Here is a 16,389-nt window from a genome sequence, read left to right on the forward strand (position 1 = left end):
GCGTTAGTTCGTTGTTATATCAGCCTGCGTCTCAAGGGCGGCAACGCCCTCGGGCAGGTCAATTTCGTAGAATGTATACGACAGTGTAATCGTATGAACATACTTAGCTTCAAGATCCTCGACCATTTCAGGGTCGACGAAAAAGGTGACCGGCATCTCAACACGTTCACCGGGTTGCAGCACCTGCTCTTCAAAGCAGAAACAGGCAATTTTCTGGAAATACCCGCCGGCTGAATACGGAGTCACGTTATAGGACGCCTGTCCCGCGATGGGGCGGTCGGTCGGGTTGTAAGCTTCATAGAAGGCCAGTCCGGTTTCGCCGATACGCACTTCCATCTCGCGCGCGACCGGCTTGAATTCCCATGCCATGCCTTTTGCCTTCGAGGCGTCAAAGCGGATGGTCACCTTGCGATCCAGAATGTCTTCGGGTGCAGTCGCGGCCACACCAGTGGTTCCACCAAATCCGGTGACACGGCAGAACCAGTCGTAAAACGGAACAGAGGCCCACGCCAAGCTGCCCATCAGGACAACCACGCCGACTGTCTGCGCAACAGTTTTCTGAGGACCTGTCAGCGCCATCAGTTCTGTACCTCTTGCGTCGCCAAGCTGAAGTCCGTGCCCGAAACCTTAACGATCGTCAGGCCAAAGATGATCACGATGAAGGCAGCCAGCGTCAGACCTACCCCTAGGTTACGACTGAACCGGCGTTGGTGAAGTTCGTGGCTCTTGCGCAGGCTCATGACCAACCTCCTAACCCATAGGGTTTCAGCAGTGCTTCGACCAAGATAGCACCGAAATGCAGGAACAGATACAGCAGCGACAGCTTGAAGAACGCGCGTTCGACCTTGAAATTGTCGGCCTCGGAATCATCCTCGTTGCGGCGCGAAATCTGCCACGCTCCGCGCAGGAACAGCGCGTTCAACACCACCGCGACAGTCAGGTAGATCGGACCGCCAATGCCCGAGAATGCGGTTCCAACAGCCAGCATGGCCAGCAGCCCGGTATATACCAGAATGTGCCAGCGCGTGGCGCGACGACCATGTGTGACGGTCAGCATCGGAACACCCGCATCGTCGTAATCCGAGCGCATGAACAGCGCCAGCGCCCAGAAATGCGGTGGGGTCCACATGAAGGTCAGGGCAAACATTAGCCACGGCTCGATGGACATAGACCCCGTTGCGGCAACCCAGCCGATGACCGGCGGGAATGCCCCGGCCGCGCCGCCGATCACGATGTTCTGCGGCGTCGAGCGTTTCAGCCACATCGTATAGACGACAACGTAGAAAAAGATCGTGAAGGCCAGGAAAGCGCCAGCAAACCAGTTGGTCGCCAGACCCAGCATAATAACGGACAGCCCCGACAGGGCCAGCCCGATTGCCATCGCCTCACCCTCCTGGACTTTGCCGGAGGGGATCGGACGGCCTTTGGTCCGCTTCATCACGCGGTCGATATCGGCGTCCCACCACATGTTCAAAGCGCCGGATGCGCCGCCGCCAATGGCGATGAACAGGATGGCGCAAAAGCCCACGAATGGATGAACAGGAACCGGTGCCGCAAGAAGGCCGACCAAAGCGGTAAACACGACCAGCGACATCACGCGCGGCTTCAGCAAGGCAAAGAAATCACCAAAGCTGGCCTCATCCGCGTGGGATTTGGCGCTCACTGTGCTGGCATTGATGCTTGCGTCGCTCATTTCCGGTCCTTCTGGGGCGAAAGCTGCGCGGATACCGCGCAGCCTGCATTACCTTTGGCGCGAGCTGTTCAACCCGCGCGGGTCATTACTTGGATGCAACCTGATAGGCTGCGGACTGACCTGCATACTCTTCCAGTGCGCCTTGCAGCCACTGCTCATACGCCTCTTCGCTGACCACTTTGACGGTGATCGGCATATAAGCGTGATCCTTGCCGCACAGTTCGGAACATTGACCGAAATAGATGCCTTCCTTCTCGGCCTCGAACCACAGTTCGGCCAGTCGACCCGGAACACCGTCCTGCTTTACGCCAAAGGACGGGATGGTCCACGAGTGGATCACGTCCGAAGCGGTAACCTGCATGACGATGACCTTGCCAACCGGAACGACAACGGCAGTATCGGTGGCCAGCAGCCATTCGTCATCGCTGTAGCCCGCATCCGCCAGTTTGGCACGCATCGCATCGTTCAGAACAAATGGGGTCACGTCAGCATCGGCCGGGCGTGCGCCTTCGTCCAGTGTGGCCGGGTGGCCCAGCAGATAGCTGTCAAAGGCGAAATCGTGATCAACGTATTCGTAGGTCCAGTACCACTGGTTCCCTACGACCTTGATGGTGATGTCGCCTTCGGGGATTTCCTGCTGATTGAACAGAACCGGCAGCGAGAAAGCACCGATGAAGACCAAAATCAGGATCGGGCCAAGGGTCCAGGCAATCTCAACCGGGGTGTAGTGTGAGAATCGCGCCGGTTCAGGGTTGTTACGCGAATTGTAGCGAATGATGCAGTAGATCAGCAGACCTGCAACAAACAGGCAGATCGCGGTGATGATCACCAGAATCATATCATCCAGCCGGTGAATCCCCGAGGCCAGGCTGGTGGCAGCGGGCTGGAACCCAAGGCCGCCATCAACCGGCTTACCAATAATCTCAAGCTCCTGAGCCATTGCGGGAAGGCTGGAGAGGGCTGTCATCAACCCCGAAAGCATCAAAGCATTCTTCATTTTCTGTCCTGATCGTCTGATCTTTGCTTCTCTGGCGAAAAGGTGTGAATCAGTCGCACCTCTCCCGTTGTCTTTGGCCGCGTTAAAAACCATATTCCGTCGGGTAGATAAAGCAAAATGCTTGCGTCAAACAGACGCTATTTTTGATCTGGATCAAACTCGGAAGGTCCCAACAGATGTCCAACGACCCGTTTCGCCCATTTGATAGCGCTATTCCGCATGACGAGGCGCTTGCGGTTTTGCAATCCGCCACCTCTGGGGCAGAAGACGGTGAGCTGTTTGTCGAGCGGCGAAAATCCGAGGCTTTGGTCTTTGATGACGGGCGCTTGAAGACAGCATCTTATGACGCATCCGAAGGGTTCGGCCTGCGGGCGGTGCAGGGCGAAGTTGCTGGGTATGCGCATTCCACCGACGTCTCAATTCCGGCGCTGAAGCGGGCAGCCGAGACCGCGCGCCTGGCTGTTGGCGACGGTGGCGGCACGCTGGCCGATGGTCCCCGCGCCACCAATACCCGCCTTTATACGGACGAAGACCCGATTGAATCCGCTGATTTCCCGGTCAAGATCGAAACGCTGCGCGAGATCGACGCCTATGCCCGCGACATGGATCCCCGCGTCGTGCAGGTTAGCGCGACAATCGCCGCAGCCGTGCAAGAAGTCGAGATTTTGCGCCCGGACGGCGTACTGATGCGAGACGTGCGGCCAATGACCCGCCTGAATATCTCGGTCATCGTCGAACAGAACGGTCGCCGCGAAAGTGGCTCGGCCGGGGGTGGCGGGCGCGTTGGGCTCGACGGCCTGATCGATCCGTCGGATTGGCAGGACAAAGCGCGCGAGGCGTTGCGGATCGCCTTGGTCAATCTCGACGCGATCCCGGCCCCTGCCGGCGTGATGGAGGTCGCGCTTGGCCCCGGTTGGCCGGGCATCCTGTTGCACGAGGCAATCGGACACGGTTTGGAGGGGGACTTTAACCGCAAGGGAAGCTCGGCCTTTGCCGGATTGATGGGGCAGCAGATCGCATCCAAAGGCGTGACCGTCGTCGATGACGGCACAATCCCGGATCGTCGCGGCTCGATCTCTTTGGATGACGAAGGCACACCCAGTTCAAGGACAGTTTTGATCGAAGATGGCGTCCTGACCGGCTATATGCAGGATCGCCAAAACGCGCGCCTGATGGGCGTGGCCCCCACCGGAAACGGGCGGCGGCAAAGCTATGCGCACAAACCCATGCCGCGGATGACGAACACGGTGATGCTGGGGGGCGACGCCGATCCGGCCTCTTTGGTTGCGGACATCAAGGACGGTATCTGGGCCGTTGGTTTCGGCGGCGGTCAGGTGGATATCACCAACGGCAAATTCGTGTTCTCGTGCACCGAGGCGTACCGCGTTGAAAACGGCAAGATAGGGGCGCCGGTCAAAGGCGCGACCCTGATCGGCGATGGCCCATCCGCCCTTAAACGCATACGGGGATTGGGCAACGACATGGCGCTGGATCCGGGCATGGGAACCTGTGGCAAAGACGGCCAGTGGGTACCGGTCGGCGTTGGCCAGCCTACCGTTCTGATGGATGGCCTGACAGTCGGCGGATCGGCCGCATAGCCGGGAATCGCTTGGCGGGAAATCGAGAGCGCAGGGTTAACGCTGCGCTTTTAGCCCGCCGGCGCCTTAACATCCTGTCAGGCGCCCGCATTGAAGGCCGTTGTGTTTATTTCATACATTTCAACGCACTAAATAACTCTAAGTGATAAACGCCGAAAATTATCCGGATAATTTGAAGAGATTCACAAGCTGTTAACCCCAGCAATCGTAAACCAGTTCTGCAATCAGGCGGAGCATCGGATGACCGAAGAGCAGCATTCTTCCTATCACCCCACACTCCCACCCACCACGGAAGAGGATCGGTTTTCCTGGCTTCGTCTGTTGCGCTCTCGCAAGGTTGGTCCGGCGACGTTTCGTCGGTTGCTGCGGGAACATGGCTCGGCGCAGAACGCGCTGGCCGCGCTGCCGGAGATGGCACGCGCTGCCGGAATTGATGGGTACGAAGTTTGCCCCCCCGGCGTGATTGAGGCGGAACTCAAGGCCGCAAAAGCCGCGAACGCGCACCTTTTGTGCCTTGGCTCCGCCGATTATCCAGATGCCTTGAACGATCTATCCGACGCCCCGCCAATGCTTTGGGCGATTGGAGATAGCTCTCTGCTGCAGCGCCGGTCGATTGCACTGGTCGGTGCGCGGAATTGTTCGTCCCTGGGGGCGCGGATGGCGCGGGGGCTTGCCACAGATCTCGGCAAGCAAGGCTATGTCGTTGTGTCCGGCCTGGCACGCGGCATTGATACAGCGGCCCATATGGCCGCGCTTGAAACGGGCACCGTCGCTGTGATGGCGGGCGGCGTGGATGTCGTCTATCCCATCGAAAACACTGTTTTGGCGGAAAAGATTGGCCAAACCGGGTTGCGTGTCTCTGAACAGCCTATGGGCGTCACACCGCAGGCCCGGCACTTCCCGCGCAGAAACAGGATTATCTCAGGTCTGGCCCAAGCGGTTGTCGTCGTCGAGGCTGCCGCAAAATCCGGCAGTCTGATTACCGCACGGGACGCCTTGGATCAGGGGCGCGAGGTTCTGGCCGTACCCGGGCACCCTTTCGATGCACGCGCTGCCGGGTGCAATATGCTGATCCGGGACGGCGCGATATTGGTGCGAGCCGCCGAAGACGTCATTGAGGCGCTACCGAAACAAGCAACTGCCCGTCAGGCCGAAGCCCTCACCGTACCCAACGTAGTGGCAGAACCGGTGATCGCAGGTGCCGCGCTGCATCGTGAAATCCTGTCGCGATTGGGGCCCTCGCCAATTGCCGAAGATCAGTTGATCCGCGACATTGCCGCAACGGCCGGAGAAATCGGACCCGCATTGATTGATCTGGAACTCGAGGGACAGATCCAGCGCCAGCCCGGCGGCCTCCTGTCGCTGTCAGCATAACCTTCATCGCTGAGGCCTGGTTTCTGCCCAAGTCCTTTTTATGCACAGGTTACGTGGTTGAAATTACCACATAATTCCTGTGTTCAAAGGAACGCATTGACAATTCGCCCTTGCCCTCCACATCTTGCACGATCATAGAAGGCGCCAATTCCGTCGAGCGAGGTTTTCCCTTAAATGCCTGTAGTTGTTGTAGAATCCCCTGCCAAGGCCAAAACAATCAACAAATATCTTGGCCCTGACTACACGGTGCTGGCCTCATATGGCCATGTCCGGGACTTGCCGCCCAAGGACGGATCCGTCGATACCGAGCATGAATTTGAGATGAAGTGGGAGGTCGGCAACGACAGCCGCAAACATGTCAAAGCCATCGCCGATGCGCTGAAAGAAGACAACGCTTTGATTCTCGCGACTGACCCTGATCGTGAGGGTGAGGCTATCAGCTGGCACCTGCAAGAAGCCCTGACCAAGCGCCGCTCGATCAAGAAAGACACGCCTGTCAGCCGCGTGACCTTCAACGCGATCACCAAGGATGCGGTGACCGAGGCGATGCAGAACCCGCGTCAGGTCGACATGCCGTTGGTCGAGGCCTATCTGGCCCGCCGCGCGCTGGATTATCTGGTGGGTTTCAACTTGTCCCCGGTTCTGTGGCGCAAACTGCCCGGCGCCAAGTCTGCCGGTCGCGTTCAGTCAGTCTGTCTGCGCCTGATCGTCGAACGCGAGATGGAGATCGAAGCGTTCAAGCCAGTCGAATATTGGTCTGTGAAGGCTGTGTTCGAAACACCGCGCGGCCAGACTTATGAGGCGCGTCTGGTCACGCTGGCCGGTAAGAAACTGGACAAACATGATCTGGCCAACGCCACGCAGGCCGAACTGGCGGTGCAGGCCATCACCAGCCGCGCGCTGAGCGTTACTTCGGTCGAGGCTAAGCCCGCCGCGCGCAACCCCAGTGCGCCCTTCATGACCTCTACCTTGCAGCAGGAAGCAAGCCGCAAGTTCGGAATGGGCGCGCGTCACGCGATGCAGGTTGCTCAACGCCTCTACGAGGCGGGCTACATCACATATATGCGGACCGACGGCATCGACATGGCGCCCGAGGCCGTGGCGGCCACTCGCGATACCATCGCAGACCGTTACGGTGCAGAATACGTGCCGGACAGCCCGCGTATCTATAAAAACAAGGCCAAGAACGCCCAGGAAGCGCACGAATGTATCCGCCCGACGGATATGTCCCGCGATACCAAGGCGCTGAAGGTCACAGATGAGGATCAGCGCAAACTGTATGACCTGATCTGGAAACGTACCATTGCCTGCCAGATGGCTGCGGCCCGGCTGGAGCGCACTACGGTCGAGATTGGCAGCGATGACGGCCAGGTCGGCCTGCGCGCCACCGGTCAGGTTGTTCTGTTCGACGGGTTCATGCGCGTTTATGAAGAAGGCCGCGACGACGTGGCCGATGATGATGAAAAGCGCCTGCCGCAAATCATGCAGGGCGATCCAGCTCGGTTTGCCAAAACATCCCTGCGTGATCAGTTCACCAAAGCGACCAGCGAAGGCACTGAAAAGGCCGCGAAAGAGGCCATTCTGTCCGAGAACGAATCTGTACTTGCCCTGCAGCACCACACGCAACCGCCGCCGCGCTACACCGAGGCTACGCTGGTCAAGCGGATGGAAGAGCTGGGGATCGGGCGACCGTCGACCTATGCCTCGATCGTGACCACGATTCAGGACCGGGAATATGTGCGCAAAGACAAGAACCGGCTGATCCCAGAGGAGAAGGGCCGGATCGTTACGATCTTCCTGCTGAACTTCTTCCGGCAGTACGTGGGGTATGAGTTCACCGCCAATCTGGAAGAACAATTGGACGACGTCAGCGCCGGTGGGCGTGACTACAAGGAGTTGCTGAGCAAGTTCTGGCGCGATTTCTCGGCTGCTATCGGCGAGACGTCCGAATTGCGGATCTCCGAGGTTCTGGACAAACTCGACGAAGCCCTGGCGCCGCAGCTTTATCCGCCGCGTGAAGACGGCTCGGACCCGCGTGTCTGTCCGAAATGTGGAATGGGTCAGTTGCACCTGAAGACGTCGCGCACCGGCGGGTTCGTTGGGTGTGGAAACTATCCTGAATGCACCTATACCCGCCCCATCGCCGGCGAAGGCGCTGAAGGCGAGGAACGTCTTCTGGGCGAAGATGCAGGGGATGATATCTGGCTGAAGTCCGGCCGCTTTGGCCCCTATGTTCAGCGCGGCGAACCGACGCCCGAGAACAAGAAACCTCCGCGTGCGTCTCTGCCGCGTGGCTGGAGCAAGGATGACATGGATCTGGACAAGGCGCTGACGCTGTTGTCCCTGCCCCGCCAGATTGGTGAGCATCCAGATGGTGGTATGATCAGTTCGAATTTTGGGCGGTTTGGCCCCTATCTGATGCATCAGTTGGCGGATGAGGCCAAGCCGGTCTACGCCAACCTCAAAGACCCCAACGACGTGTTTGAGATCGGCATGAACCGCGCTGTCGAGTTGCTGGCCGAAAAGCGTGCCAACCCCGGGCGTGGCCGTCGCGCAGCGGCCAAGGCGTTGAAGGAATTGGGCGAGCACCCAGATGGCGGCGCGATGCAGGTTCTGGATGGGCGCTATGGGCCATACGTGAAATGGGAAAAGGTCAACGCGACAATCCCCAAAGATATCAAGCCCGAGGATGTGACACAGGAAATGGCCATCGAACTGGTCAACGAACGCGCAGCCAAAAAGGGCACCAAGAAAAAAGCGGCTCCGAAAAAGAAAGCTGCGGCCAAGAAAACAACCAAAAAGGCGGCCACCTAACGACTGGCTAGGTAGAAATACCACCTACCCCTTGGTTTCATTGACTTCCCCGTGACGTGGCGGCACAACCTGCGCCATCACCATGTCATTGGGGGAGTTTTCCATGAAGAAAGTCTATGCCAATGCCACCGAAGCGCTCGATGGAGTGATTTCGGACGGCATGATGATCGCGGCAGGCGGTTTTGGCCTGTGCGGTATTCCCGAACTGCTGCTTGAGGCGATCAAGAACTCGGGCGCTCAAGATCTGACGTTTGCTTCGAACAACGCCGGCGTCGACGATTTCGGTATCGGCACCCTGCTGCAGACCAAGCAGGTCAAAAAGATGATCAGCTCTTACGTCGGTGAAAACGCCGAGTTCATGCGCCAATATCTGGCTGGAGAGCTGGAGCTCGAATTCAACCCGCAAGGTACCCTGGCCGAACGCATGCGCGCTGGTGGCGCAGGCATCCCCGGGTTCTATACCAAGACCGGTGTGGGCACCGTGATCGCCGATGGTAAAGAGCACAAAGACTTCAATGGCGAGACTTACATCTTGGAAGAAGGCATCTTTGCCGATCTGGCCATTGTCAAAGCATGGAAGGCCGATGACACCGGCAACCTGATTTTCCGCAAGACCGCGCGCAACTTTAACGTACCTGCTGCGACCTGTGGCAAGATCTGCATCGCCGAGGTCGAGGAAATCGTGCCGCGTGGTTCGCTGGACCCCGATATGATCCACCTGCCCGGCATCTACGTGCATCGCATCATTCAGGGTCAGCACGAAAAGCGCATCGAACAACGCACCACCCGTAAGAAGGAGGAAGCATAATGCCCTGGGATCGTAATCAGATGGCCGCACGTGCGGCGCAAGAGCTGGAAGACGGCATGTATGTAAACCTCGGCATCGGTATTCCGACGCTGGTGGCAAACTATGTTGGTGACAAGGACATCACCCTCCAATCCGAGAACGGTATGCTGGGCATGGGCCCCTTCCCCTTTGAAGGCGAAGAAGACCCGGATCTGATCAACGCTGGCAAGCAGACGATCACGGAGCTGTCCCGCACCGCCTATTTCGACAGTGCCACATCGTTTGCCATGATCCGCGGCGGTAAGATCGCGGCCGCCGTTCTGGGCGCGATGGAGGTCGATGAAGAAGGCGATCTGGCCAACTGGATGATTCCAGGCGTGCTGGTGAAGGGCATGGGCGGCGCGATGGACCTGGTTGCAGGTGTTCGTCGCGTGATCGTCGTGATGGACCACACCAACAAGCACGGCAAGTCCAAGCTGCTGAAGAAGTGCACCCTGCCCCTGACCGGCAAGAAGGTGGTGAACCGCATCATCACCAACCTTGGCGTTCTGGACGTGGTTGATGGCGGCCTGAAGATCATCGAGATTGCCGAAGGCGTGACCGAAGACGAGATCCGCGCTGCGACCGAAGCCAACATCGTCAACTAATTCACACCAATGAAAAGGCCCACCGTTTCGGGTGGGCCATTTTCAGTTCAACGATTGGAATACACACCCATCCGTAATCAGCTGAGGCGGTGTCGAACACAACGCCCGCGCCACCTGAAACGCTGCAAGAACTTTGGGTACGTAATCACGGGTCTCTGCGTAAGGCGGGACGCCTTCGTGCTTACGTACGGCCCCTTCCCCGGCGTTATACCCCGCAAGGACGAGGATCGGGTCGTTACCGAATTCTTCCATCAGCCAGTTAAGGTACTTCACACCTCCCGCAATGTTTTGCGACGGCTGCGTACTGTCCTGAACCCCAAAACGTTTGGCGGTTGCAGGCATCAGCTGCATCAATCCTTGTGCCCCTGCCGAGCTTACAGCGTCGGTGCGCCCGGCGGATTCCACGGAAATGACCGCCAGAACCAATGCCGGTGAGACATTTGTTCCCACGGTCGAGCGCAGAATATCCACGCGGCGCTGTTGGGCGATAATTTGCAGGGTCTGTAAACGCGGTGCCGCGACGTTGATGGCAGCCAGTGCATTCATGGCATCGTGCAGCCGTCCGGACCCGGCCTCGGTCAATGATGGCGACACCCTTTCCCAGAAAGCCTTGTACGAACCAACCGGTTTTTTGCCCGCACCGGGAAGAGTTGGCGGTATGACACGCGTGCGCGCGATGATTTCAGGTTCGACTAATTCTACGCCTGTACTAGGGGCAGACGGGGTCTTCGCATGCTCATCGGGCGTAATCTGGACCGTGACGCGTGGCCGCGTGCCAGGCTTTGGGGCCTTGACCCGTTTGTAAACGCCTCTTGGCTCAACCTCGTTCGCCACGACTGGCACTGGGCCAGACAGCATCAACGCCGCCAAACCGGCGCAAGTCATTGCGAGCCGGAGATTCATTTGCCTGCCTCATGTTTTTCTTTTGGTTGAGTTGAACCTCGAATCTGCCCGCAAGGCCAGAAAAACAATGCGAAATGGGGCAATTTCGCCTCATTTGCCGCAAATTTGCATCGGGGCGACCAGACAACCTCTGTTAGGTTTGTTTTTTTATTGTTTATTTTTAAGTAGTTACCAGAAAAACTACCAAAAAGTTAAACTTCACCAAAAAAAAATAGGGTTTGGCCCAATTCCTGCCATGCACAGCGGTCAATCATAGTGCCATACCGAGACGATCGGGAGCGGACTGAGAGAGGAAGCTCTGATAGACGCCTAGGTTTAATTGACTTTTTTAGATCCTTTAGGAGGGACGTAACATGATCAAGTTCATCAAGAACTTCCGCAAAGACGAAGACGGCGCCGTAACAGTAGACTGGGTCGTTCTGACCGCAGCCGTTGTTGGCCTGGCCGCAGTTGCATACACTCAGATCGGTAACGGCACCAAAGCCGTGTCGGACAGCGTTGGCACATCGTTGACAAGCGTTTCGACTGCCGTTCAGACGCCTGACGTCAACCCAACCGACAACTAATCCAGGTACAGACTATCTGGGGTGGGGCCATGCTTGAACTAGCTTGGCCCCTATTTTTTTCTAAACTTCCGTCTCTGGTGCTCTGATGTTGAACAGACTCGAAAAATTCCTGAAAAACGAAGATGGGGCGGTCACAGTTGATTGGGTCGTTCTAACCGCAGCAGTGGTTGGACTAGCTGCTTTCGTGGGCATTTACTTTTTCGCCCCTCTGAAGGCGATTGATGAAGCCAACGGCAGATCAATGAACGGAGTGGCAACCCAAGTTGATTCATTGGAAATCTCAGTGGAATTTTCCGGCTCCGGCTCTTAACGGCTCTATTTCCTAGTTTCCTAGAACAAGGTTTGCCAATTTACCCAACATTGTCCCCCTTTTCGACACAATTCACGTTTACACAGGGGGCAAATGATGTCGTATTCTGATCGACACCAAACCAAAAAAGAAGTGTGAGGGGACGCGAATGCGTGCGGTATTTGGACTTGTTCTGATTATTGGGGTCGCTCTGGCCGGTGGTGCTGTGTACCTGGCAAAGGATTACATCAGTCAAACCCAGGCGGAACTAGAGCGCGAGAGATTGGCTACACAAAACGCTCTGGCGAACGTTAAGACAATTCCTACAGTGGACGTCATGGTTTTGAATCGGGCGATGAAATACGGCGAGCGTCTGGCAGAAGACGATGTGCGCGTCGTGCAGTGGCCAGAGGACGCGATTCCTGAAGGAACTTTCTCGGATATGACCGCGTTGTTTCCGCAAGATCGTAAGGGCGATCGCTTTATCCTTCGCACGATAGAAAAAGACGAGGCGCTTTTGGAAGTTAAAGTAACCCAGCCCGGCGAATCGGCTGGCCTTACCTCGCGCCTTGAGAAAGGCATGCGAGCTTTTGCCATCAGCGTAGATGTAGCATCTGGCGTGTCTGGCTTTTTACGCCCGGGCGATAACGTCGACGTTTACTGGACCGGATCCCTAAGAGGTACTGGCGGCGAGGGAGAGATCACACGTCTTATCCAGACCAACATTGAATTGATTGCAATTGATCAATCCGCGGGATCGGACGTGACCGGCACAACAATCGCCAGGACGGTCACTGTTGCAATAACCCCGGAACAGGTCGCCGCACTCGCCCAAGCTCAGAACACTGGACGCTTGTCACTGGCATTGGTCGGCACCCAGGATGAGACCATTGCGACTGCGATTGAAGTGGACCAAAGAAAACTGCTGGGAATCGAAGCAGCCGCACCAGCGCCTGTTCAGGTTGAGGAACGAAAGTGCTTCACCAACATTCGTCGTGGCGCGGAAATCGTCCAAACACCCATTCCCTGCACAAACTAGCGCGAAATCAAAACGTTAAAGCTACAAGCCGCGCCATCAGCGCGGCTTGTTTCGTTTCGAATGTTGCGCATTACCCACATAAGGAAAATTCCAGAAACCATTGATTATTGCAATAAAATCGTAATTCGCGCAGTGTTATCGCACATAAGGCATTAGACCTAAAACGAGGCGTGATCGGAGAGGCAGGTCACATGAAAATAATATCTTGGTTCAACGCAACCCTTCTGGGGTTGGCGTTAGTTATCAGTTCGGCCAGCACTGCTGTCCAAGCTGAAACACTTCGCGTGGTTAAGAACGGTACGGCGGAAACGCTGGACGTTCCGATGAACCGCGCAATTGTCGTTGAAAGCGAAACACCATTTGCGGAACTCAGCATCGCCAACGCAGGCATCGCTGACATTTCGTCGCTTTCTGATCGTACTATCTATGTTTTGGGTAAGGCACCTGGCCTGACCACGCTGACTTTGTTCGATGGGGCTGGCAACCTGCTGGCCAACGTTCGGGTCCGTGTTTCGCCGGATGTGTCTGAATTCAAAGAGAGATTGAGACAGATTCTGCCGAACGAGCCAATCGAAGTGCGTACTGCCAACGACGGCATCGTTCTTTCTGGCACGATCTCCAGCTCGGCTAAATTGGCCCGTGCCCTGGAACTTGCAGAACGTTACGCGCCCGAGCGGGTTTCGAACCTAATGTCTGTTGGCGGTGTTCAACAGGTCATGCTGAAAGTTCGCTTTGCCGAAATGAATCGGTCGGTTGCCAAAAGTTTGACCGCATCGCTTGGTTTTGGCGGTGGTGACACAACGGGCGGATTCAACACGTTGAACACCGCTGGTGCGTTGGCCAACGCGTTGAACAACAACATTCCCTTCCAGCAGACAAATACAGGTGCCATCTTGTTTGGCTTTGGTGCCGGTTCGACACAGGTACGCTTGCTGTTAGAGGCGCTCGAATCCAAAGGGCTTGCCCGTACTCTTGCAGAGCCCAACCTGTCAGCTCTGTCTGGTCAGGAAGCTGAATTCCTGGCTGGCGGCCAAGTCCCGATTCCGGTTCCAGCCGATGACGGCCAGATCGCAATTGAATACCGGAATTTTGGTGTGCAGGTCCTCTTTACGCCCCGCGTGGTGGACGGTGATCTGATAAACCTCGAGCTGGGAACATCGGTGTCAACTATTGACCCTAACTCCAACTTTTCAATTGCAGGCAACAACGTGCCAACATTCATTGCGCGTCAGACGAAGACGACAGTTGAATTGCGAGACGGCGAGAGCTTTGCAATTGCAGGGTTGGTTCAGGACAACTTCGCGGACCTGAATAGCCAAATTCCATGGGTCGGCGACATTCCTGTGCTGGGTGCTTTGTTCCGCAGCGCGGAATACCAGCGTCAGCAATCTGAACTGGTTATCATCGTCACAGCCCATCTGGTATCACCCACCCGTGGTGAAGCCCTGGCCCTGCCGACAGACCGCGTCAAACCGCCTAGCGAGTTTGACCTGTTCTTGAACGGAAAAACGGCGCGAACGACGCGCGTTGGTTCGGGTGCTGCGTCTGAAGTCGCCAAACAGGACTTTGGCAGCTCATACGGCTACATCCTGGAATGATTGAGAGGATAGGACCAATGCAGAAGTGGATCATAACACTGGGTCTGTCGGTCACCGTTGCCGCGTGTACACGCGAGGCCGGATACGAAATCGACCAAGGCGCCTTTGGCAACGCAACGCTAAACAACGTTCAGGTCATGAACGGTGAATTGACATACGCCCAAATCCTGGGTCAGCGGTTTGCTGCAGAAGTTCCGACGCAGATCAATTTTGCGTTTAACAGTTCTCAGCTGGACGCTCAGGCGCAACGGGTCTTGTTGCGGCAAGCGGCATGGATCAAGCAGTTCCCCGAAGCGCGGTTCCGCGTTTACGGCCATACCGATGCCGTCGGCTCTACCGCCTATAACCAGTCGCTTGGGCAACGTCGTGCAAACGCCGCCGTCGCGTTCCTGACGCAGCAGGGAATCTCGCGATCACGCTTGGAAGCCGTTGTTTCCTTTGGGAAAACACGACCTCTGATCGACACTCCGAACCGAGATCGCCGAAATCGGCGTACTGTGACCGAAGTGTCCGGCTTCTTGGATCGCAACCCGCTGGTGCTGGATGGCAAATACGCCGAGATCGTGTACCGCGAATACGTCGACAGCGCGACAAGAGAAAGTTACATCCAGCGTGAAGACGCTGGCGGTAGCGACGATGAATAATCCATAAGAAATGGGCGGCATCGTCGCCCATTTCCCTACAATTGGTTCTTTTGCGCCAAAATCTTGCCTAAGTTCCAAGCCATCTTTTCAACAATTAGGTGAAGTGCGGCCCGAATTGGCCGCGACCGGGCAACAGCGAACTGAACCGAACCAAACATGTTCGGGCAGTGAGCAGGTCCAGACGACGAGGATTGTGTGAATGACAAGCGCCAAAACGCATGATGACGGAACTGCCATTCTGGCCTGCACGATCAGCCGTGACGTCCAAAATTTTGATCTTCTGATCGAGGACATGGAAACCATTTTGGGCGAACGTTGGGGCGACCTTGGGTTTGCCGAAGCCCTGGCTTTTTTCAGCCAACCAGAGGCGGAAAGCCTTGAATTCGTTGCGCTTGCTATTGACGGAGAAGATGAAGACAACCTTTCGCTGATGGGCGAAATCATCTCGCAGGCCAAAGAGAAAAAGATCAAGATCGTTCTGATCGCCGAAGACGTAACACCTGCGTCTCTGCACCAACTGCTTCGCAAGGGCGCGGACGAGTTTGTCCCCTACCCTCTTCCCGAAGGAGAGTTGCAGGAAGCCATTGAGCGCATGAACAAACCTGAACCGGTGGCAACGACTGCAGTGGCAGCTCAGGTCGCTCAGGGTGATTCGAAAGAAGGCGCGCTGTTTGTGGTCCATGGGCTGGCAGGCGGTGTGGGATCAACGACCATGGCGGTTAACCTCGCCTGGGAGTTAGCAACCGCGTCAGACAAAGAGGCGCCTTCTGTGTGCGTCATCGACCTGGATCTGCAGTATGGCAGCGTGTCGACATATCTGGACCTTCCTCGACGCGAAACCATATTTGAGATGCTGTCAGACACAACTTTGATGGATGACGATGTCTTCTCGCAGGCCTTACAAACCTATGAGGAAAAGCTTGAGGTCCTGACTGCACCGTCCGATATGGTTCCGTTGGACCTGATCACACCCGATGACATCGAGCGCGTCATCGAAATTGCCCGCAGGAAATTCGACTACGTGGTCGTCGACATGCCGACGACCCTTGTTCATTGGTCGGAAACGGTTCTTCAGGCTGCGCATGTGTACTTTGCCATGATCGAGCTGGACATGCGATCCGCTCAGAATGCGCTGCGGTTGAAACGCGCCCTCCAGGCCGAGGAACTGCCGTTCAACAAACTCCGGTTCGCTCTGAACCGAGCCCCGAAATTCACTGACTTGAATGGCAAAGGCCGGGTCAAGCGCATGGGCGAAAGCCTGGGCATTTCAATTGACCTACAATTGCCGGATGGTGGCAAACCCGTCATGCAAAGCGGTGATCACGGATTGCCGCTGGCCAAATCCGCGGCCAAGAACCCGCTGCGTCGGGAAATCGCAAAACTTGCAAAATCGCTTCACAGCTTGGGCAGCAGCAGCGCCGAGGCCGCGTAACCGTATTT

16 protein-coding genes are annotated in these 16,389 nt (G+C 56.7%); 11 read left to right on the forward strand and 5 right to left on the reverse strand.

The genetic code is table 11. From position 1 onward, the window contains the following. Nucleotides 1–3 precede the first annotated feature (3 nt). The 4 genes from AC2FLJ_RS19075 to coxB form a co-directional block, all read right to left on the reverse strand. Nucleotides 4–579 carry a cytochrome c oxidase assembly protein gene (locus tag AC2FLJ_RS19075; protein ID WP_496707186.1) on the reverse strand — a complete coding sequence of 192 codons (576 nt, stop codon included), beginning with the start codon at nucleotides 577–579 and terminating at the stop codon, nucleotides 4–6. Next, entirely contained in the window at nucleotides 579–740 is a 162-nt protein-coding gene (locus tag AC2FLJ_RS19080; protein ID WP_239336011.1) for a cytochrome c oxidase system small membrane protein, read from the reverse strand. Before AC2FLJ_RS19080 ends, AC2FLJ_RS19075 begins: the two co-directional genes overlap by 1 nt. Beyond that, nucleotides 737–1,693, reverse strand: coding sequence for a heme o synthase (cyoE, locus tag AC2FLJ_RS19085; protein ID WP_496707188.1), 957 nt, complete (start codon nucleotides 1,691–1,693; stop codon nucleotides 737–739). Before cyoE ends, AC2FLJ_RS19080 begins: the two co-directional genes overlap by 4 nt. An 85-nt stretch (nucleotides 1,694–1,778) precedes the next feature. After that, nucleotides 1,779–2,690 carry a cytochrome c oxidase subunit II gene (gene coxB, locus AC2FLJ_RS19090; protein WP_496707190.1) on the reverse strand — a complete coding sequence of 304 codons (912 nt, stop codon included), beginning with the start codon at nucleotides 2,688–2,690 and terminating at the stop codon, nucleotides 1,779–1,781. A gap of 176 nt (nucleotides 2,691–2,866) precedes the next feature. Here coxB and tldD point away from each other — a divergent pair, with 176 nt between their 5' ends. From tldD to AC2FLJ_RS19115, 5 genes are all read left to right on the forward strand, one after another. Continuing rightward, entirely contained in the window at nucleotides 2,867–4,288 is a 1,422-nt protein-coding gene (gene tldD, locus AC2FLJ_RS19095; RefSeq protein ID WP_496707192.1) for a metalloprotease TldD, read from the forward strand. A gap of 240 nt (nucleotides 4,289–4,528) precedes the next feature. Further along, a complete protein-coding gene (gene dprA, locus AC2FLJ_RS19100; RefSeq protein ID WP_496707193.1) occupies nucleotides 4,529–5,662 on the forward strand; it encodes a DNA-processing protein DprA in 1,134 nt (377 codons plus the stop codon). 174 nt (nucleotides 5,663–5,836) lie between these two features. After that, a complete protein-coding gene (topA, locus tag AC2FLJ_RS19105) occupies nucleotides 5,837–8,476 on the forward strand; it encodes a type I DNA topoisomerase (RefSeq protein ID WP_496699812.1) in 2,640 nt (879 codons plus the stop codon). A gap of 103 nt (nucleotides 8,477–8,579) precedes the next feature. Next, the gene (locus AC2FLJ_RS19110; RefSeq protein ID WP_496699813.1) at nucleotides 8,580–9,284 is read left to right on the forward strand and encodes a CoA transferase subunit A; all 705 of its coding nucleotides are present in this window, start codon (nucleotides 8,580–8,582) and stop codon (nucleotides 9,282–9,284) included. Further along, the gene (locus AC2FLJ_RS19115) at nucleotides 9,284–9,910 is read left to right on the forward strand and encodes a CoA transferase subunit B (RefSeq protein WP_058276937.1); all 627 of its coding nucleotides are present in this window, start codon (nucleotides 9,284–9,286) and stop codon (nucleotides 9,908–9,910) included. The genes AC2FLJ_RS19110 and AC2FLJ_RS19115 overlap by 1 nt, the downstream gene beginning before the upstream one ends. Nucleotides 9,911–9,952: 42 nt before the next feature. On the opposite strand, the gene AC2FLJ_RS19120 is transcribed toward AC2FLJ_RS19115, so the two are convergent. Continuing rightward, nucleotides 9,953–10,813: a lytic transglycosylase domain-containing protein gene (locus tag AC2FLJ_RS19120; protein WP_496707196.1), complete on the reverse strand. Its 861-nt coding sequence runs from the start codon at nucleotides 10,811–10,813 to the stop codon at nucleotides 9,953–9,955. 353 nt (nucleotides 10,814–11,166) lie between these two features. Between AC2FLJ_RS19120 and AC2FLJ_RS19125 the strand changes: the two genes are divergently transcribed. From AC2FLJ_RS19125 to AC2FLJ_RS19150, 6 genes are all read left to right on the forward strand, one after another. Continuing rightward, nucleotides 11,167–11,379, forward strand: a complete 213-nt coding sequence (locus AC2FLJ_RS19125) for a Flp family type IVb pilin (protein ID WP_282120037.1) — start codon at nucleotides 11,167–11,169, stop codon at nucleotides 11,377–11,379. An 85-nt stretch (nucleotides 11,380–11,464) separates the two neighbouring features. Further along, the gene (locus AC2FLJ_RS19130; RefSeq protein ID WP_282120038.1) at nucleotides 11,465–11,689 is read left to right on the forward strand and encodes a hypothetical protein; all 225 of its coding nucleotides are present in this window, start codon (nucleotides 11,465–11,467) and stop codon (nucleotides 11,687–11,689) included. 148 nt (nucleotides 11,690–11,837) lie between these two features. After that, on the forward strand, nucleotides 11,838–12,707 hold the full coding sequence (gene cpaB, locus AC2FLJ_RS19135; RefSeq protein WP_496699815.1) for a Flp pilus assembly protein CpaB: 870 nt from the start codon (nucleotides 11,838–11,840) through the stop codon (nucleotides 12,705–12,707). A gap of 191 nt (nucleotides 12,708–12,898) precedes the next feature. Continuing rightward, the gene (locus tag AC2FLJ_RS19140) at nucleotides 12,899–14,305 is read left to right on the forward strand and encodes a type II and III secretion system protein family protein (protein ID WP_282120040.1); all 1,407 of its coding nucleotides are present in this window, start codon (nucleotides 12,899–12,901) and stop codon (nucleotides 14,303–14,305) included. Between the two features lie 17 nt (nucleotides 14,306–14,322). Next, a complete protein-coding gene (locus AC2FLJ_RS19145; protein ID WP_282120041.1) occupies nucleotides 14,323–14,949 on the forward strand; it encodes an OmpA family protein in 627 nt (208 codons plus the stop codon). 199 nt (nucleotides 14,950–15,148) lie between these two features. Next, nucleotides 15,149–16,381, forward strand: a complete 1,233-nt coding sequence (locus AC2FLJ_RS19150) for a CpaE/TadZ family protein (protein WP_496699816.1) — start codon at nucleotides 15,149–15,151, stop codon at nucleotides 16,379–16,381. Nucleotides 16,382–16,389 lie beyond the last annotated feature (8 nt).

The organism is Ruegeria sp. CDSA034 (assembly GCF_059612275.1).